General features: G+C 68.7%; 16 protein-coding genes. 7 read left to right on the forward strand and 9 right to left on the reverse strand.

Going from position 1 to position 17339, the window contains the following annotated elements:
- Position 1: 1 nt before the first annotated feature.
- Genes D5S08_RS06730 through D5S08_RS06745 form a run of 4 tightly spaced genes read right to left on the reverse strand, consistent with a single transcriptional unit; the run spans position 2 to position 2866 of the window.
- The gene (locus D5S08_RS06730; protein WP_121117073.1) at positions 2 to 1189 is read right to left on the reverse strand and encodes a CCA tRNA nucleotidyltransferase; all 1188 of its coding nucleotides are present in this window, start codon (positions 1187 to 1189) and stop codon (positions 2 to 4) included.
- On the reverse strand, positions 1183 to 1809 hold the full coding sequence (locus D5S08_RS06735) for a CoA pyrophosphatase (protein WP_241557266.1): 627 nt from the start codon (positions 1807 to 1809) through the stop codon (positions 1183 to 1185). Before D5S08_RS06735 ends, D5S08_RS06730 begins: the two co-directional genes overlap by 7 nt.
- Positions 1806 to 2324 carry a DUF1285 domain-containing protein gene (locus D5S08_RS06740; RefSeq protein ID WP_241557267.1) on the reverse strand — a complete coding sequence of 173 codons (519 nt, stop codon included), beginning with the start codon at positions 2322 to 2324 and terminating at the stop codon, positions 1806 to 1808. Before D5S08_RS06740 ends, D5S08_RS06735 begins: the two co-directional genes overlap by 4 nt.
- Positions 2325 to 2347: 23 nt before the next feature.
- On the reverse strand, positions 2348 to 2866 hold the full coding sequence (locus tag D5S08_RS06745; protein WP_121116809.1) for a GNAT family N-acetyltransferase: 519 nt from the start codon (positions 2864 to 2866) through the stop codon (positions 2348 to 2350).
- Positions 2867 to 2993: 127 nt separating this feature from the next.
- Here D5S08_RS06745 and topA point away from each other — a divergent pair, with 127 nt between their 5' ends.
- The 4 genes from topA to D5S08_RS06765 all read left to right on the forward strand — a co-directional run bounded on the left by topA (position 2994) and on the right by D5S08_RS06765 (position 8321).
- A complete protein-coding gene (topA, locus tag D5S08_RS06750) occupies positions 2994 to 5606 on the forward strand; it encodes a type I DNA topoisomerase (RefSeq protein ID WP_121116810.1) in 2613 nt (870 codons plus the stop codon).
- On the forward strand, positions 5606 to 5788 hold the full coding sequence (locus D5S08_RS06755) for a hypothetical protein (RefSeq protein ID WP_121116812.1): 183 nt from the start codon (positions 5606 to 5608) through the stop codon (positions 5786 to 5788). Before topA ends, D5S08_RS06755 begins: the two co-directional genes overlap by 1 nt.
- A 348-nt stretch (positions 5789 to 6136) precedes the next feature.
- The gene (locus D5S08_RS06760) at positions 6137 to 7546 is read left to right on the forward strand and encodes an MFS transporter (RefSeq protein WP_121117079.1); all 1410 of its coding nucleotides are present in this window, start codon (positions 6137 to 6139) and stop codon (positions 7544 to 7546) included.
- A gap of 160 nt (positions 7547 to 7706) precedes the next feature.
- On the forward strand, positions 7707 to 8321 hold the full coding sequence (locus D5S08_RS06765; protein WP_126665503.1) for an energy transducer TonB: 615 nt from the start codon (positions 7707 to 7709) through the stop codon (positions 8319 to 8321).
- Here D5S08_RS06765 and era read toward each other — a convergent pair.
- The 3 genes from era to lepB are packed head-to-tail and all read right to left on the reverse strand — an operon-like array spanning position 8318 to position 10749.
- Positions 8318 to 9238, reverse strand: a complete 921-nt coding sequence (era, locus tag D5S08_RS06770; RefSeq protein ID WP_121116816.1) for a GTPase Era — start codon at positions 9236 to 9238, stop codon at positions 8318 to 8320. The genes D5S08_RS06765 and era overlap by 4 nt on opposite strands.
- 9 nt (positions 9239 to 9247) lie before the next feature.
- Positions 9248 to 9967: a ribonuclease III gene (gene rnc / locus D5S08_RS06775; RefSeq protein WP_175578891.1), complete on the reverse strand. Its 720-nt coding sequence runs from the start codon at positions 9965 to 9967 to the stop codon at positions 9248 to 9250.
- The gene (lepB, locus tag D5S08_RS06780) at positions 9916 to 10749 is read right to left on the reverse strand and encodes a signal peptidase I (RefSeq protein ID WP_121116818.1); all 834 of its coding nucleotides are present in this window, start codon (positions 10747 to 10749) and stop codon (positions 9916 to 9918) included. Before lepB ends, rnc begins: the two co-directional genes overlap by 52 nt.
- A 100-nt stretch (positions 10750 to 10849) precedes the next feature.
- Between lepB and pgi the strand changes: the two genes are divergently transcribed.
- The 3 genes from pgi to gor all read left to right on the forward strand — a co-directional run bounded on the left by pgi (position 10850) and on the right by gor (position 15550).
- The gene (gene pgi, locus D5S08_RS06785; RefSeq protein WP_121116820.1) at positions 10850 to 12382 is read left to right on the forward strand and encodes a glucose-6-phosphate isomerase; all 1533 of its coding nucleotides are present in this window, start codon (positions 10850 to 10852) and stop codon (positions 12380 to 12382) included.
- 277 nt (positions 12383 to 12659) lie between these two features.
- Positions 12660 to 14117 carry a DEAD/DEAH box helicase gene (locus D5S08_RS06790; RefSeq protein ID WP_121116822.1) on the forward strand — a complete coding sequence of 486 codons (1458 nt, stop codon included), beginning with the start codon at positions 12660 to 12662 and terminating at the stop codon, positions 14115 to 14117.
- Between the two features lie 86 nt (positions 14118 to 14203).
- Positions 14204 to 15550 (forward strand): glutathione-disulfide reductase, encoded by a 1347-nt coding sequence (gene gor, locus D5S08_RS06795; RefSeq protein ID WP_121116824.1) that lies wholly within the window; start codon positions 14204 to 14206, stop codon positions 15548 to 15550.
- Positions 15551 to 15637: 87 nt separating this feature from the next.
- Here the strand turns inward: gor and aroB are convergent, their stop codons facing one another.
- Together aroB and D5S08_RS06805 are read right to left on the reverse strand one after the other, a co-directional pair.
- Positions 15638 to 16750, reverse strand: a complete 1113-nt coding sequence (aroB, locus tag D5S08_RS06800; RefSeq protein ID WP_121116826.1) for a 3-dehydroquinate synthase — start codon at positions 16748 to 16750, stop codon at positions 15638 to 15640.
- Complete coding sequence (locus D5S08_RS06805; protein WP_121116828.1) at positions 16741 to 17322, reverse strand: shikimate kinase; 582 nt, start codon at positions 17320 to 17322, stop codon at positions 16741 to 16743. The genes aroB and D5S08_RS06805 overlap by 10 nt, the downstream gene beginning before the upstream one ends.
- Positions 17323 to 17339: the final 17 nt, after the last annotated feature.

Consider the following 17339-nt stretch of genomic DNA (forward strand, 5'->3'; position numbering starts at 1 on the left):
TTCAGCTGCGCCGATCTGCGGCGAGCACCTCGTCCAGCAGGGCCGCGGTTGCATCCGGCCCTGGAAACCGGCGGTCGATCCAGCGATCCTCCACCGTGCGCAGCAGCCGGGCGACGTCCGGCCCGGCAGTGATCCCGCGGGCGATGATCGCGCCGCCTTTCAGCGGGAAGGCCGGCACATCCCATCCGGCCAGGGGTGACGGGTCACCGCCGGTCAGGGCCAGCCGGTCCAGCGCTTCCGCCCGGCCCAGCCGATAGGCAAGCGCGCGTGGATCATCCCGGTCGCTCGCCTGCCGACCCGCTGCCAGCGCCAGCCGCTTGCGCTGTGCCGTGGACAGGCGCAGCCGCGCGGCGGCCTGCTCGGCCGGTCGGGGATCGGCCGGCAGCAGGGCGGCCAGCCGGCGCAGCGGGTCCGGCACCATCGCATGCGCCTGTTCCCACCCGATCAGCTGGTGCAGCAGGGCAATGCCTTCGGCGCTGCGTTCGGGCAGGGCGATCGGCAGCACGCCGGCTGCGTCCATGCGCGCCAGGGTCGCCGCCGGGTCGGGCAGCGCCAGCAGATTCAGCAGCTCCATCGCCACGCGTTCGCGGCTGAGGCCTTTCAGGGTCGGCGCCAGCTCGGCACAAGCTGCTTCCGCCGCTTCATCCAGCTCCGCGCCGAAGCGCGCCTGGAAGCGGTAATATCGCAGGATGCGCAGGTGGTCCTCGCGGATGCGCTGGACCGGATCGCCGATGAAGCGCACCCGCCGCTGCGCCAGATCGGCAAGCCCGTCGAACCAGTCGCTGATCTCCAGCGTGCGCGGATCGGCATAAAGCGCGTTGATGGTGAAATCGCGGCGGGCGGCATCGTCGCGCCATTCGCTGGCGAAGGCGATGGTGGCATGGCGGCCATCCGTGGCGACATCGCGCCGCAGGGTGGTGATCTCCACCGGACCATCGGGCAGCACGGCGGTGACAGTGCCATGCGCGATGCCGGTGGGCACGGCGCGGATGCCCGCCGTGGCCAGCCGGGCCAGCACATCATCGGGCAGCAGGGGCGTGGCGGCGTCCACATCCTTTACCGGCTGCTCCAGCAGTGTGTCCCGCACCGCGCCACCGACCCAGCGCAGGTTGTCCGGCCCCAGCGCATCGACCAGCATGGCGAGGTCAGACCGGGCGGTCCAGGGGGCGGCGGGCAGGCGGGTCAAGATGGGGATCCTTCGAACAGGCTTTGCCAGCGCAGGCGGCGCGACAGGTTGGTCAGGATCGCGGCGGTGATGCCCCAGATGCGGTGATCCTGCCACATGATCTCGGTATAGTGGCGGCGCTGCCCCAGCCATTCGCCGGTGCGCTGCCGATGGTTGGCGGGGTCGAGCAGAAAGCGCAGCGGCGCCTCGAACCATGCGCTGACCTCCGCCGGATTGGGCGTGATCGGCAGGTCGGCCGGCACGGTGGCCAGCACCGGTGTCACGTCATAGCCGGTGGCGGTGACGAAGCGGTCGCTGGCGCCGATCAGCTGCACGCGCGCCGGATCGATGCCGAGCTCCTCGTGCGCCTCGCGCAGGGCGGCGGTCGTGGTGTCTTCCCCCGCATCGATCTTGCCACCCGGAAACGCGACCTGCCCCGCATGGGCGCGCATGGTGCCCGGCCGATGGATCAGCAGCACGCCCGGTTCGACCCGCTCCGTCACCGCGATCAGCACCGCGGCCGGGCGCAGGCGCGGCGGGGCGAGATCGGCATCGCTGGCAAGGTCGGGCAGGGCGATGCCGTGCCCTTCGTCGAACAGGGCGGTCAGACGGTCGAACAGGGTGGGGCGATCGAACAGGGTCAAGCCGGCTCCAGCGCGAAGCGCATTCCGCGGCTGGTGACGTGGAACGATCCGTCGGGCGCCTCCTCCGCCAGATCGGCCAGCTGCAGCCAGGTGGACCGGTCCAGCCGCGCTTCGCAGCCATGACGGACGGCAAGGTACAGCGCGGGTGCCCCGGCATCGCCGCCAACCCGCAGCGGGTGGTCCGGCCCGGCCTCGACCCGGTCGCCGGTGTTGAGGCGGAACGCCAGCGTGTCGCCCTCGCGCACCACATCGACCGCCACGAAAGGGGCATCCTCCACCGCGATCGCCTGCCGGCATTGCGGCGTCATCAGCCAGTGCTGCCCCGCCGCATCGCGCAACAGCAGGGTGGAGAAGGCACGGACCATCGCCGGTCGCTCGATCGGGGAACCCTGATAGAACCAGCGCCCAGCCGCATCGATGCGCATCTGGCTGTCGATCACCTCCGTCGGGTGCCAGCGATCCACCGGCGGCAGCGGGCGGGAGGCGTGTTGCAGGAGATCGTCGGGGCTGGTCACGCCACATCCCCTGCCATGCCGGCTCAACCGCGCCAAGGGCCCAGCATGCCGGTGGCGGGCAGCACGGCGGGGTTGCTGGCGCGCAGCAGCAGCCGGTGCGCCTCCCACGGGCCGGGGCAGCGCCAGCCGGCGGTGTAGTCGGCATGGAAGCCGAACGGGTTGTAATAGGCCGGGTCGCCGATCAGCATCTGCGGCAGCGGCGCGCGCGGATCGAGCGCGCTGGTCTGCGCCGCCATCAGCGCGCGGCCGAAGCCCTGGTCACGGCGATCGGGATGGACCGCCACCGGGCCGACCATGATCAGCGGATGGTCGCGGCCGGCATCATCGGTCAGCGCGACCGGGAAGGCCTGGATCGTGCCCGCCAGCGTGCCGTCCGGCGCCAGTGCCGCATAGCTGAGCGCCGGCAGGTAATCCGCGCCCTGCCGGATGGCATAGGCGGTGCGTTCGTGCCGGTTGTCTCCGAAGACGAGGTCGAGCAGCGCCTCGATCGCGAGCGGATCGTGATCGGCGAGGGGCATCAGGGTGGCGGCAGTGGTGTCCATGGCGGCCGGGCGGATAGTGGCAAGCGGGGCGGCGGGCAACGACTTTGCAGGCGCATCGGCACTTGACGACCGGCCCCTCGGCTTTCCACCCTCGCGCGTACACACGAAGGATCACGTTTCAACTGCCATGCAGCTCGTCATTGTCGAATCGCCGGCCAAGGCCAAAACCATCGAAGGCTACCTGGGCAAGGACTTCCGCGTCCTGGCCAGTTACGGCCATGTCCGCGACCTGCCGCCCAAGGATGGCAGCGTCCGCCCGGACGAGGATTTCGCCATGGATTGGGAGATCTATGACGACAAGCGCAACAAGGACCAGGTGAAGGCCATCGCCGATGCGGCGAAGAAGTCCGACCGCCTGATCCTGGCCACCGACCCTGATCGCGAGGGCGAGGCGATCAGCTGGCACGTGCTGGAACTGCTGAAGAAGCGGAAAGCGCTGCCGGCGGAGGTGGAGCGCGTGACCTTCAACGCCATCACCAAGGCTGCGGTGACCGACGCGATGAAGGCGCCCCGGCAGCTCGATACCGATCTGATCGACGCCTATCTGGCCCGCCGCGCGCTGGATTACCTGTTCGGCTTCACCCTCAGCCCCGTGCTGTGGCGCAAGCTGCCCGGGGCCAAGAGCGCGGGCCGCGTGCAGTCTGTGGCGCTGCGCCTGATCGTCGATCGGGAGCGGGAGATCGAGGCCTTCACCGCGCAGGAATACTGGTCCGTCTCCGCGCAGATGGAGCAGGACGGCATGCCGTTCACCGCCCGGCTGGTGCAGTTCGATGGCGACAGGCTGGAGCGGCTGAGCATCGGTGACGGTGCCACGGCAGAACGCGCGAAGGCGGCGGTCGAGGCCGGCCGCTTCACGGTGGAGGAGGTCGAGACCAAGCCGCTGAAGCGCAACCCGGCGGCCCCGTTCACCACCTCCACCCTGCAGCAGGAGGCCGCGCGCAAGCTGGGCTATTCGGCGCAGCACACGATGCGGCTGGCGCAGACGCTCTACGAGGCCGGCCACATCACCTACATGCGGACGGACGGCGTGCAGATGGACGGCAGCGCGATCAGCGCCTGCCGCAAGGCCATCACCGAACGGTATGACGGGCATTACCTGCCCGAAAAGCCGCGCCAGTATCAGACCAAGGCCAAGAACGCGCAGGAAGCGCACGAGGCGATCCGCCCGACCGATTTCAGCCGCGACCGCGCCGGCAGCGGTGACGAGGGCAAGCTGTACGACCTGATCTTCAAGCGGGCGATGGCCAGCCAGATGGCCGCCGCCAGCCTGGAACGCACGACCGTGACGCTGCGTGACCCCACCGGCCGCCATGCCCTGCGCGCCACCGGGCAGGTGGTGAAGTTCGCCGGCTTCCTGGCGGTGTACGAGGAAGGCTTCGACGCCAAGGATGAGGACGAGGCCGAAGGCCTGCTGCCGCTGATGCGCAAGGGCGACAGCCCGGTGAAGAAGGGCGTGGAAGCCGTGCAGCACTTCACTCAGCCGCCGCCGCGCTTTGCCGAGGCCAGCCTGGTCAAGCGGATGGAGGAGCTGGGGATCGGCCGCCCGTCCACCTATGCCAGCACTATCCAGACCCTGCGCGACCGGTCCTATGTCCGCATGGAGAAGAACCGCTTCTTCGCCGAGGAATCCGGCCGGCTGCTGACCGCGTTCCTGGAGCGCTTCTTCCCCCGCTATGTCGGCTACGACTTCACCGCCGAGATGGAGGAGGAGCTGGACGACGTGTCCGGCGGGCGCGCCGCGTGGAAGACGGTGCTGGAAGCGTTCTGGCGCGACTTCAAGCCCAAGAGCGACGAGGTCATGGAGCGCCAGCCCTCCGAGGTGACGGAGGCGCTGGACCAGTTCCTGTCCGACTACCTGTTCCCGCCGCAGGCCGATGGCGGCGACCCGCGCACCTGCCCCAAATGCGTTGCCGAAGGGCGCGACGGCGGGCGGCTGTCCATGCGCGGCGGCAAGTTCGGCGCGTTCATCGCCTGCGCCAACTACCCCGAATGCACCTTCCGCCGCCGCTTCGGCCAGCCGGGTGCCGACGGGGCGGAGGCGCAGGACGAGACGCTGGGCAACGATCCCGTCACCGGACTGCCGGTGGAGCGCAAGGCCGGCCGCTTCGGCCCCTATGTGCAGCTGGGGGAGGGCAAGGAGGCGAAGCGCGCCAGCATTCCCAAGGACCTGCCCGATTTCGACCTGGAATGGGCGCTGAAGCTGCTCGCCCTGCCGCGCACGGTGGGTCAGCATCCGGAGACCGGCAACGACATCCTGGCCAGCATCGGCAAGTATGGCCCCTACCTGGTGCATGACGGCAAATATGCCCGGCTGACCTCCACGGCGGAGGTGTTCGAGACCGGCATGAACGCCGCCGTCAGCCTGCTGGCGGAGGCCGCCAACCGCAAGGGCGGCACCCGCACCAAGGCGGAGCCGATCAAGACCTTCGGCGCGCATCCGGACAGCGCCGCGGAGATGAAGGTGCTGCCGGGCCGCTTCGGCCCCTATGTCACCGATGGCACCACCAACGCGACCATCCCCAAGGACATGAAGCCGGAAGACCTGACCGAGGAACAGGCCATCGCCCTGATCCGCGAACGGGCCGCCAAGGCTCCGGCGAAGAAGAAGGCCGCGCCCAAGAAGAAGGCTCCGGCCAAGAAGGCTCCTGCCAAGGCAGCAGCCGCGAAGAAGCCGGCTGCGAAGAAGGCGCCGGCGAAGAAGGCCGCTGCCAAGACGCCGGCAGCAGAAGGGGACAGCTGATGGGCAAGGAAGTCTTCGAACGTCACAAGCAGCCGTGGAAGGCGGAGGAAGCGGGCATGCTGCGCACCCTGGCCGCCAAGGGCAAGGGGCTGAAGGACATCGCCAAGTCGCTGAACCGCAGCGAGGAATCCACCAAGGAGTTCGCCAAGAAGAACGGGATCGAGATCCTCAAGAAAAGGTGATCGGCAGGGGCCGCTGTCCTACACGCCGCAGCCTGTGGCATGGGGGGCGCATGACCGGCCCCCGACCCCACCCCCGTACTTCCGCTGGCGCCCCGTCGATGCGCTCCTCGCCCGCCCCTGCTTCCACCCCGGTGGACAGTGTCAGGATTGTCAACTTCGTACCCGCGCATTTGTGTCGCGGACAGGTTGCAAGCGGTGCCGTGAACCGTGTCAGAGTTGTCAACTTCGCCCCGGCAGACGGGGGTGACACATCGGTTGGAAGCAACTCCCTGAACAGTGTCACCCCTGTCACCCCCGGCCCGGCGGCCCATGGTTGAACTCGGCGGCGCGCGGCATCACATCACCGGCATGTTGCAGACGCGAACGGCCGCCGAGGTGGCAGACCCCGGCGCCGGTCCCGCGTCCACGGAAGACGGCCTGCCCGCGCCCCGCCGCTGGTGGGCCATCGCCGCGGTCAGCTTCGGCACGGCGGTCATGGTGCTGGACACCAACATCGCCAATGTCGCGCTGCCGACCATCGCGCGCGACCTGGGCGTCACCAACTCCGTCGTGACCAATGTGGTCGCCATCTACCAGCTGGTGCTGGTGATGGTGCTGCTGCCCTTTGCCAGCCTGGGTGACCGGATCGGCCATCGCCGGCTGTACCAGGCCGGGCAGACGCTGTTCATGCTGGCGAGCGCGCTGTGCCTGTTCGCCAGCAGCCTGCCGGGGTTGCTGGCGCTGCGCACGGTGCAGGCGCTGGGTGCGGGCATGGCGCTCAGCGTCTCGGCCGCCATGGTGCGGCAGATCTACCCGGCGGCGAAGCTGGGCACCGGCATGGGCGTGAACTCCGTGGTGGTGGCCAGCTCGGCCGCACTGGCGCCCACGCTGGGCGGATACATCGTCGGGCACCTGCCATGGCAGTGGGTGTTCGTGGCGGCGGCCCCGCTGGCGATCGTGTCGCTGCTGCTGGGCCGCGCGCTGCCCGATCCGGTGCGGCGCGACGTGCCGGCGCAATGGGTCAGCGGTGTGTGGAGCGCGGCCACCATGCTGCTGCTGATCGGCGGCATCCAGCTCGCGAGCCATGGCGCGCCGCTACCCGGCGTGGTGGCCGCCGTGGCCGGCGTCGCCTCGCTCGTGCTGCTGGTCCGGCGCGAACGGAAGCGGAGCGAGCCGGTGCTGCCGGTGGATCTGCTGGCGACCCCGGTCATCGGCCTGTCCGCGCTGGCGGCGATCGCCTGCTTCGTGGCCAGCGGCGCGCTGATGCTGTCGTTGCCCTTCCGGCTGGAAGGTGTGTTCGGCTACCCGCCGCAGAAGGTCGGCCTGCTGCTGCTTCCGTTTCCGCTGACCATGCTGGTCGTGTCGCCGGTTGCGGGCTGGCTGTCCGACCGCGTGGCGGCGAGCAAGCTCGGCGTCACCGGCATGGTCATCGCCATCACCGGCCTGCTGCTGCTCGCCACCATGCCGATCAGCGCGGGCGAGACCGGCATCTCCTGGCGGTTGGCGCTGGCGGCGTTGGGCTTCGGCCTGTTCTTCGCCCCCAACAGCCGCCTCCTGATCGGCCGCGCCCCGCGGGAGCGCGCGGCGGCGGCGGGCGGGCTGCTGTCCACCTCGCGCCTGCTGGGGCAGACGCTGGCGGCAGTGACGGTTGGCATCCTGCTGGCGGGCGGTTTGGGCACCTGTGCCGCGCCGCTGCTGGTATCTTGCGCGCTGGCCGTGGTGGCGGCGGGGTGCAGCCTGGCACGGTTCAGGAGCGTGCGACGACCGGCAGACGAATAGCTAAGCGCTGCGGAATGACCGAGCACCACGCAGTTCCAAGGCTCAACCGGGATGGGTTTACCCTGGCGGTCCGAGAGGACAGATGCTTGGCCACCAGTAACGGCTTGCCGGAAGAGTGGCGCCTGATAATGTCTTGACTTGACAGAATAGGGGGAAGGGCTTGATTATCACGCTGATCGCTGCGGCCGTGTCTGCGATCGTCATTCCAGGGGCCAATGTACGTACGGCTACTATGATTAGGGCAGACTACCCGGCTGCATTGAAGCGAGCGGGCGAGCAAGGCATCGTTGTGCAGCGTATTCTGGTCAGCCCTGACGGACGGGCGCTTAGCTGTGTCCCGGTGCAGACGATTGGCAACCCGCTGCTCGGAGAGGCATCGTGCAAGTCATTCCTACGATGGCGCCTGGACAGGCCGAAGGGCGCAGATGGCGAGCCGATCCATGCCTTGATCCAGCCTGTTACCTACTTCGTCAGCGGATCTGGGCCGATGAGCAGCATCCGGCGATCCGCTGACATCCAACTGAGAGCACAAGGCGTGCGTGAAAGCAGCCAAGTGCTGCTGTATGTGCAGATCGGGTCGAACGGCCGGGTATTACACTGCGGCAATTCAAAGCGGGAAGACGACCCGCTGGTGGACGCCGCCTGTGTTGTGGCGGAAGATGCAACTTGGGAGGTTGTCCACGACCAGAATGGCGTCGCCGTTCCTTACGTGCGCCACCTGCACGTCCAGTTTGACCCAGACACTGATGAAGGAGAAGGGGTGGCTAACCCTTAACGCACCCAGTCCAGCCCGATCTCCTCGAAGATCTCGCGGCTGTCCTGCCAGCGTTCGTCCACCTTCACATGCAGGTACAGGTGCACCGGCGCGCCCAGCATCTCCGCCAGTTCCGTGCGGGCCGCCTCGCCGATGGCCTTGATGCGGGTGCCGTGCTTGCCCAGCACGATCGGCTTCTGGCTGTCGCGCGCGATCACGATCTGCTGGTGGATCTCCACGCTGCCATCCGGGCGCTGCAGATACTGCTCCGGCCGCACCGCGCAGTCATAGGGCAGTTCCTCGTGCAGCTGGCGGTACAGCTGCTCGCGCGTCACCTCGGTCGCCAGCAGGCGCTCGCTGGCGTCGCTGACCTGATCCTCGGGGTAGTGCCACGGGCTGGGCGGCATGGCCTTGGCCAGATGCGCCTTCAGTTCAGGAACTCCGTCGCCGGTCAGGGCGGAGATGAAGAACACCTCCTCGAACCCGATGCGCCCCGCCAGATCCTGCGCCAGCGTCAGCAACGGCTCCTTCTTGCTGATGTCGACCTTGTTCAGCGCCAGCAGCTTGCGCTCCTTGCGGTCCTTCAACTGTTCCAGCAGCGGCTCCAGCTCGTGCCGGCGCTGCTTCACCGGATCGACCACCAGCAGCACGGCATCGGCCGCCACGGTGCCTTCCCACGCGGCGGAGACCATGGCGCGGTCCAGCCGGCGCTTGGGCGCGAAGATGCCCGGCGTGTCGACCAGGATGATCTGGGTGCTGCCTTCCAGCGCGATGCCCAGCAGGCGGGCGCGGGTGGTCTGCGCCTTGGCGGAGGTGATCGCCACCTTCTGCCCGACCAGCTGGTTGACCAGGGTCGACTTGCCCGCATTGGGCGCGCCGATCACGGCGACGAGGCCGCAGGAAGTGTCGGCCTGCGGGGGAGTGATATTGCTGTCCATCGGTCCTGCTTAGCCGAACTGTTGCATGAAGGCACGTGCGGCCGCCGTCTCGGCGTCCTGCTTGCTGTTGGCGGTCGCTTCCACCTGCCCGACATTGTGCACGCTGACCCGCACGGTGAAGCGCTGCGCATGGTCCGGGCCGGAACGGTCGACGACCTCGTAGACCGGCGTCCGCCGGCGATTGCCCGCGGCCCATTCCTGCAGCGCGCTCTTGGGATGCTTGGCCCGGCCTTCCGTCCCCTGCGCGGCATCGGCCCACAGGCGGCGGACGAGTTCGCGGGTCGGCTCCCACCCGTTCTGCAGGAACTGCGCGCCCAGCAGCGCTTCCATCACGTCGCCCAGGATGTTGTCGCTGTCCGCCCCGCCATCGTCGCGGGCCTGCTTGCCCAGCAGCAGATGCGGCGGCGCGCCGATGGTGCGGGCGATGCGCGCGCACATCTGCCGGCTGACCAGCGCGTTCAGCCGCTGCGCCAGCTCGCCTTCGCTGCCACCTTGCGTGGCGTGCAGCCATTCGGCGATGCACAGCCCCAGCACGCGGTCGCCCAGGAACTCCAGCCGCTGGTAATCCCGCGCGGCGCCCATGCTGCCATGGGTCAGCGCCTCCGCCCACAGCGCCTCTTCAACGATGCCAAAGCCGGTCGCCTTCAGCCAGGCACGGGCGGCGGGGTCGAGTGCAGTCAGATCCCCCTCCCGATCCGGCTCCACCGGGCGGCGGTGAACCAGGTCCATGGCTTCAGCCATTCGGCGCTGCCATCGGTGGAGAAGAACACGAAGCTGGCGCGGCCGACCACGTTTTCCACCGGCACCAGCCCCACGCCCTGCCCGGGGATCGCGGGAAAGCGGCTGTCGAGCGAATTGTCGCGATTGTCGCCCATCATGAACAGGTGACCTTCGGGCACGATGGCGGTCTGCGTCGTGTCCGCCTGCCGCAGTCCGAAATCGAGCACTTCGTAGCTGACGCCATTGGGCAGCGTCTCGCGGAAGCGGGGATAGCGGCAGGTGGGCGTGCCGTCAGGGGCGGCTTCCTCGAACTGCGGTTCGGCACAGCGGCCACCTTCGCGCAGGGAGACGACCAGCGCGCCGGCGGGCACCTTGCGGACCGGATCGCCGTTCAGGTGCAGCACGCCGTTCACCATCTGCACCTGGTCGCCCGGCAGGCCGATCACACGCTTGATGTAGTCGACCCGGTCCACCGGGTGCTTGAACACCGCCACGTCGCCGCGATCGGGCATGCCGGCCGGCACCCGGCCTGACACCAGCGGCAGGTCGAACGGCATGGAGGCCTGCGAATAGCCGTAGGGCCATTTGGCCGCGAACAGGTAATCGCCTTCCAGCAGGCGTGGCATCATCGATTCGCTGGGGATCGAGAAGCTGGAAAAGATCAGCGTGCGGAAGATCAGCACGATCACGACCAGCTTCAGCAGGAAGACAATAAGGCTGTCCTCCTCCTTCTTCGGCTTGGCCGGGGGCGGGGCGGGGGTGTCGGCCGGGGTGGTTGCGGTGTCGCTCATCGCGACGGGTCTTGTTGGCAGGCGGGCACCGCGTCAAGCTACTGTCGCCGAATCATGGCACGTGTCCCGTGCCGACGTAATTCAATCTTCAGGAGAGTTCATGACCGATGCGCGCGCCACGGCCTGGCAGCAGCTGGCGGACCAGCCCCGCCTCCCTCTGGCGGAGCTGTTCGCCGCCGATCCTGCCCGGGTCAACTGGCTCGCCACACGGTTCGAATTGACGGAGGATGCCGATCGCCCCGCCGGCATGCTGCTGGACTGGTCCAAGACGCACCTGACCCGCGAACTGGTCGATGGGTTCCAGGCCCTGGCGGAAGCCAGCAACTTCACGGAAATGCGCCGTCGCCTGTTCGCTGGCGAGGTCGTCAACCCGACGGAGAACCGGGCCGCCGAACATTCCGCCCTGCGCGGCGTGGGCAAGGACAGCAGCGTGGAGGAGGCCGAGGCGCTGCGGAACCGCATGCGCCTGCTGGTGGAGGCCATCCATGACGGATCTCTGGGCGAGGTGCGCCACCTGATCCACATCGGCATCGGCGGCAGCGCGCTCGGCCCCGCACTGGCGGTGGACGCGCTGGCCCGTGACCTGGAACTGGTGGATGTGCATGTCGTCGCCAATATCGACGGCGTCGCGCTGGAAGATGCCTTCGCCGCCTGCGATCCCGAGACGACCATGATCGCGGTCGCCAGCAAGACCTTCACCACGATCGAGACCATGACCAACGCCGCCAGCGCGCTGAAGTGGCTGGCCGACAATGGCGTGGACGATCCCTATGGCCGGGTCGTGGCGCTGACCGCCTATCCCGAAAAGGCGGTCGAATGGGGCGTGGACGAGACCCGGGTGCTGCCCTTCGCCGAAAGCGTGGGCGGGCGCTATTCGCTGTGGTCGTCCATCGGCTTCCCCATCGCGGTCGCGATCGGGTGGGAGGAGTTCGAGGCCCTGCTGGCCGGCGCCGCCGCGGTGGATCGCCACTTCCGCGACACGGACGGCATCGCCAACCTGCCGCTGCGCGCCGCCTTCGCCGACCTGTATTACAGCCGGTTGCGCGGGTGCGAGACGCGGGCGGTGTTCGCCTATGACCAGCGGCTGGCGCTGTTCCCGTCCTACCTGCAGCAGCTGGAGATGGAATCGAACGGCAAGAGCGTGACGGCCGAGGGCCAGCCCGTCGAGGGCCACACCGCGCCGATCACCTGGGGCGGCGTCGGTACCGATGCGCAGCATGCGGTGTTCCAGCTGCTGCACCAGGGCACGCATCTGGTGCCGGTGGACTTCATCGCCAGCATCGCGCCCGGCGACATGCAGGACCTGGCGCATCACCGCATCCTGCTGATGAACTGCTTCGCGCAAGGCGCGGCACTGATGGAGGGCAAGCACAGCGACGATCCCGCGCGCAACTATCCGGGCGACCGGCCCAGCGCGACGATCCTGGTGGACGATCTCGATCCCGAGACGCTGGGCGCGCTGATCGCCTTCCACGAACACCGCACCTTCGCGAGCGCGGTGATGATGGGCATCAATCCGTTCGACCAGTTCGGCGTGGAGCTGGGCAAGGAGATCGCCAACAAGATCGACGCCGGCGGCACCACCTTCGATGCCAGCACCGAAGCGCTGCTAAAGGCGGCCGGGCTGGACTGAGGGCGCACGGACGACCCCGCCATCCCGGCATCGCGTCGGGATGGCGGGGCGTCCGCCCTCTCGCCGATAATCGCAGTGGATTGACTTTTTGCACTGCAGCGTCCATCTGCAGCGCCATCGAGACGCGTGCAGCGTGACTGAGCGGTCCTGCGGGATCGCCCCGGCAGCATCTCGGTCCAAGCACAAAGCTTCCCTTTCACGCGGGCGGTTTCCTTCTGACCCGCGGACCGCGCTTGCCCATGGCTGCGCGCCGCACCCATCTGCGAGTTCTCCTTACATGACATTCGAAACGCTCGGGCTGTCGCAGCCCGTCGTCCAGGCGCTTGCCCTGAAGGGCTATGACACGCCCACCCCGATCCAGGCGCAGGCCATCCCATATCTGCTGGAAGGGCGCGACCTGCTGGGCATCGCGCAGACCGGCACCGGCAAGACCGCGGCTTTCATGCTGCCGTCGATCGACCGGCTGGTCGCCGCCGACAAGCGCCCGCGCCCGCGCAGCTGCCGCATGCTGGTGCTGGCGCCCACGCGCGAGCTGGCCGGCCAGATCGCCGAGAGCGCCCGCGATTATGCGCGCTTCTCCCACCTGAAGGTCGTCACCGTGTTCGGCGGCACCTCCGTCAACAAGAACCGGCAGGAAGTGGCGCGCGGCGTCGACATCCTTGTGGCGACTCCCGGTCGCCTCGTCGACCTGACGGAGCAGAACGCGCTCGATCTCGGCCATGTCGAGATCCTGGTGCTGGACGAAGCCGACCAGATGATGGACCTCGGCTTCATTCACGCGCTGCGCCGCATCGTGAAGATGCTGCCGGCCGAACGCCAGACGCTATTCTTCTCCGCCACCATGCCGCCGGCCATCCGCACGCTGGCGTCGCAGTACCTGACGAACCCGGCGCAGGTCGCCATCACCCCGGCCGCCACCACGGCGGAGCGGGTCGAGCAATATGTGATGCATGTCAGCCAGCCCGAGAAGCAGGCGTTGCTGAACCTGGTGCTGCGCGAAGGCTTCGCCAAGAAGGAGATCGACCGCGCGCTGGTGTTCACCCGCACCAAGCACGGCGCCGACCGCGTGGTCCGCAAACTGGCCCAGAGCAACATCCGCGCCGCCGCGATCCATGGCAACAAGAGCCAGCCGCAGCGTGAAAAGGCGCTGGGCGAGTTCCGCGAAGGCAGCGTGCGCGTGCTGGTGGCGACCGATATCGCCGCCCGCGGCATCGACATTCCGGGTGTGTCCCACGTCCTGAACTTCGAACTGCCCAACGTGCCCGACCAGTATGTCCACCGCATCGGCCGCACCGCGCGTGCGGGCCGCGAAGGCGTGGCGATGTCCTTCTGCGCGGCGGACGAGAAGGAATATCTGCGCGACATCCAGAAGCTGACCAAGGTCACGCTGGACACGGTGCAGCTGCCGGACTCCTTCCGCACGGAAGTGGAACGGGTCGCGGCGCTGCCGATGACCAGCCCGAAGGACGAGGACCGTCCCGAACGGCGCCAGCAGCAGCAGGGCCCGCGCCGGCCCAAGCGCACGGTTGAGCCGCAGCGCGTCGATGGCGCGCAGCGTCGCGCGCCGCAGGGCCAGGGCCAGGGTGGTGGCCAGCGTGCCGCGGCCGGTGGCGGTCGTCCGCAAGGGCAGGGCCAGGGCGGCGGCCAGCGTCGTCGCAGCGGCGGTGGCGGCGGCGGCACCGGTGGCCGGGGCGGCAATGGCGGCGGCCGCGCCTCTGGCGCGCCCCGGGGCTGATCGGGCGCCTCACCTGAATGGCAGCTGCACCCGGTTGGCAAGCCGGGTGCCGCCCGCCATATCCCGCTCCTGTACGGGAGCGAACCATGCCTGATTACGATTACGACCTGTTCACCATCGGCGCAGGCTCCGGAGGCGTCCGCGCCAGCCGGATCAGCGCCGCGCATGGCGCCAAGGTCGCCGTGGCGGAGGAGCACCGGGTCGGCGGCACCTGCGTGATCCGTGGCTGCGTGCCCAAGAAGATGCTGGTCTACGGCGCGCATTTTGCCGAGGATCTGCAGGATGCGAAGAATTTCGGCTGGACCGTGGAGAACCCCCGGTTCGACTGGCGCACATTGCGCGACAATGTGCTGAACGACGTCACCCGGCTGGAAGGCCTCTACAGCCAGACGCTGGAAAATAACGGCGTCACCATCTTGCCCCAGCGCGCCCGGGTGACCGGCCCGAACGAGGTGACGCTGGCCGATGGCGAGGTGGTCACCGCCCGGCATATCCTGATCGCCACCGGCGCGCGGCCGCATGTGCCCGACTGCCCCGGCAGCGAACATGGCATCACCAGCAACGAGGCGTTCCACCTGGACGCCCTGCCGCGCCGGGTGCTGATCGCCGGCGGCGGCTACATCGCCAATGAATTTGCCGGCATCTTCAACGAACTGGGCAGCCAGGTGACGATCATCAATCGCACCGACCAGCTGCTGCGCGGCTATGATGAAAGCATGCGCGACCGGCTGCTGCAGATCAGCCTGATCAAGGGCATCGCCTTCCGCTTCAACGCCAGCTTCATCGGGATCGAGAAGCAGGCCGATGGCAGCCTGCTGGTGTCCATGACCAATCACGATCCGCTGGAGGTCGATTGCGTGCTGTTCGCCACCGGCCGCGTGCCGAACAGCGAAGGGCTGGGTCTGGCGGAGGTCGGCGTGGAGCTTGGCGAGCGCGGCGCGGTCGTGGTCGACCGGTTCAGCAAGACGGCCGTGGACAGCATCCATGCCGTGGGCGATGTGACGGACCGGGTGCAGCTGACCCCCGTTGCGATCCGCGAAGGGCAGGCGCTGGCCGATACGCTGTTCGGCAACAAGCCGACCGCCATCAGCCATGATTGCATCCCCAGCGCCGTGTTCAGCCACCCGCCCATCGCCAGCGTGGGCCTGACGGAAGCGCAGGCGCGCAACCAGCTCGGCTCCGTCCGGGTCTACCAGTCCGACTTCCGGTCCATGAAGAACGTGCTGGCGGGCCGCAACGAACGGGCGCTGTACAAGATGATCTGCGACGGCACATCCGGCCGGATCGTGGGCATCCACATGATCGGCCCGGATGCGCCGGAGATCCTGCAGGGCGCCGCCGTGGCGGTGAAGGCCGGCCTGACCAAGGACGATTTCGACGCCACCGTTGCCATCCATCCGACCATGGCGGAGGAACTTGTCCTGCTGCGGTGAGGGCCGGAGGGAGGGGCACTCCCTCCCTGACCCGTCATCCTGAACTCGTTTCAGGATCCATCTTCCAGCACGCGCGGCATCAGCGGCTCAAAGTGATCCCCGCAACTGCTCATCCAGAAACGCCGCGACATCATCCAGCGACACCGCGCGGTCCAGGAACGCCTCGCCGATCCCGCGCAGCAGGACGAAGGGCAGGGTGCCGGCGTCCATCTTCTTGTCGTGCAGCATGTGCCGGGCCAGACCGGCGCCGTCACAGTCCAGCCCCAGCCCGGCAATCTCCGCCGGCAGACCGGCCGCCGCGACCGCATCCGCCACCAGGGCGGCATCCGCCACCGCAAGGTGGCCGATCCGCGCGGAGTAACGCGCCGCCAGCACCATGCCCAGTGCCACCGCCTCGCCATGCAGCAGGCGCTGGCCATATCCGGTCTCCGCCTCCAGCGCGTGGCCGAATGTATGGCCCAGGTTCAGCAATGCGCGGGTGCCGGTCGTCTCGCGCTCGTCCTCCGCCACGATGCGCGCCTTGGCGGCGACGCTCTGTTCGACGGCATAGTGCTGCGCGGGCAAATCGCCAGCGACGACCTTGCCGCCATGCTTCCCGCACCAGTCGAAGAAGGCACGGTCGCCCAGCACGCCATATTTCAGCACCTCGGCATAGCCCGACCGCAGTTCGCGCGCGGGCAAGGTGGCCAGCGTGTCGAGGTCGGCCAGTACCAGCGCGGGCTGATGGAACGCGCCGACCAGGTTCTTGCCGGCGGGCGTGGTGATCGCGGTTTTGCCGCCGACAGAGGAATCGACCTGCGCCAGCAGGCTGGTGGGCAGCTGGATGAAGCCGCAGCCGCGCTTGGTGATGGCGGCGGCAAAGCCGGCCAGGTCGCCGATCACTCCGCCACCCAGCGCCAGGATGTGATCGCCGCGCTCCACCTCTTCCGCCAGCAGCCAGTCGACCGTGCGGGCCAGGCCCTCCCAGCTCTTGGCCTGCTCCCCCGGCTCGTGCACCAGCCAGCGGACTTGCCGGCCGGCATCTTCCAGCGCGCGCGCCACCGTCTCTCCCCAGCGGGCGTGGACGTTGGCGTCCGTCACCACTGGCACACGGGTCTTGCGCAGCAGCGGGCCGCACTGGGCGGCCAGGTCCGGCAGCAGGCCGGTGCCCACGCGCACTTCATAGGGTCGGCCGGCAAGGGCCACGGGAATTACAGCCATGTGTCGATCGCCTTCAGAACGCGGTGCACGGTATCGGATTGCGGGCCGCCGCTGCTCAGGACCTTGAGCGGCGCTTCTGCATAGGCAGGTTCCCGCTCCGCCTTCAGCCGGGTGAGAATCTCCGCCGGATCGCCACCGCGCAGCAGCGGGCGGGTGTCCTTGCGCGTCACCCGCTCCACCAGGGTGGCGGTGTCGCTGTCCAGCCAGACGGCGATGCCGCGCTCCTTGATCAGGGCGCGGGTGTCGGCCTGCACGAAGGCGCCGCCGCCGGTGGCGATCACGCCCGCACCGCGCTGCAGCAGCCGGGCGATCACACGCCGCTCGCCATCGCGGAAATAGGGTTCGCCGAACCGGGCGAACACTTCGCTGACGGTCATGCGCGCGGCGCGCTCGATCTCCTCGTCAGCATCGCTGAAGGTCAGCTGCAGCGCGCTCGCCAGCCGGCGGCCCACGCTGGTCTTCCCCACACCCATCATGCCGACCAGCACGATCGGTCGGTCGATACGGGGCTGCAGCCGCGTCGCGAGGTCACGGATTGTGGCGTCGTTCGGGCTGCTGGGCTCGATGGTCATTGCCGTGCGCGCTATAG

Source organism: Croceibacterium ferulae, from assembly GCF_003660445.1.
GTDB lineage: Bacteria > Pseudomonadota > Alphaproteobacteria > Sphingomonadales > Sphingomonadaceae > Croceibacterium > Croceibacterium ferulae.

Excerpts from the sequence above, each read along its gene's own strand:
- topA (WP_121116810.1), top strand. The coding sequence starts at position 2,994 with ATGCAGCTCGTCATTGTCGAATCGCCGGCCAAGGCCAAAACCATCGAA.
- D5S08_RS06745 (WP_121116809.1), bottom strand. The coding sequence starts at position 2,866 with ATGGACACCACTGCCGCCACCCTGATGCCCCTCGCCGATCACGATCCG.
- pgi (WP_121116820.1), top strand. The coding sequence starts at position 10,850 with ATGACCGATGCGCGCGCCACGGCCTGGCAGCAGCTGGCGGACCAGCCC.
- D5S08_RS06805 (WP_121116828.1), bottom strand. The coding sequence starts at position 17,322 with ATGACCATCGAGCCCAGCAGCCCGAACGACGCCACAATCCGTGACCTC.
- D5S08_RS06790 (WP_121116822.1), top strand. The coding sequence starts at position 12,660 with ATGACATTCGAAACGCTCGGGCTGTCGCAGCCCGTCGTCCAGGCGCTT.
- gor (WP_121116824.1), top strand. The coding sequence starts at position 14,204 with ATGCCTGATTACGATTACGACCTGTTCACCATCGGCGCAGGCTCCGGA.
- lepB (WP_121116818.1), bottom strand. The coding sequence starts at position 10,749 with ATGAGCGACACCGCAACCACCCCGGCCGACACCCCCGCCCCGCCCCCG.
- era (WP_121116816.1), bottom strand. The coding sequence starts at position 9,238 with ATGGACAGCAATATCACTCCCCCGCAGGCCGACACTTCCTGCGGCCTC.
- aroB (WP_121116826.1), bottom strand. The coding sequence starts at position 16,750 with ATGGCTGTAATTCCCGTGGCCCTTGCCGGCCGACCCTATGAAGTGCGC.
- D5S08_RS06755 (WP_121116812.1), top strand. The coding sequence starts at position 5,606 with ATGGGCAAGGAAGTCTTCGAACGTCACAAGCAGCCGTGGAAGGCGGAG.
- rnc (WP_175578891.1), bottom strand. The coding sequence starts at position 9,967 with ATGGACCTGGTTCACCGCCGCCCGGTGGAGCCGGATCGGGAGGGGGAT.
- D5S08_RS06760 (WP_121117079.1), top strand. The coding sequence starts at position 6,137 with ATGTTGCAGACGCGAACGGCCGCCGAGGTGGCAGACCCCGGCGCCGGT.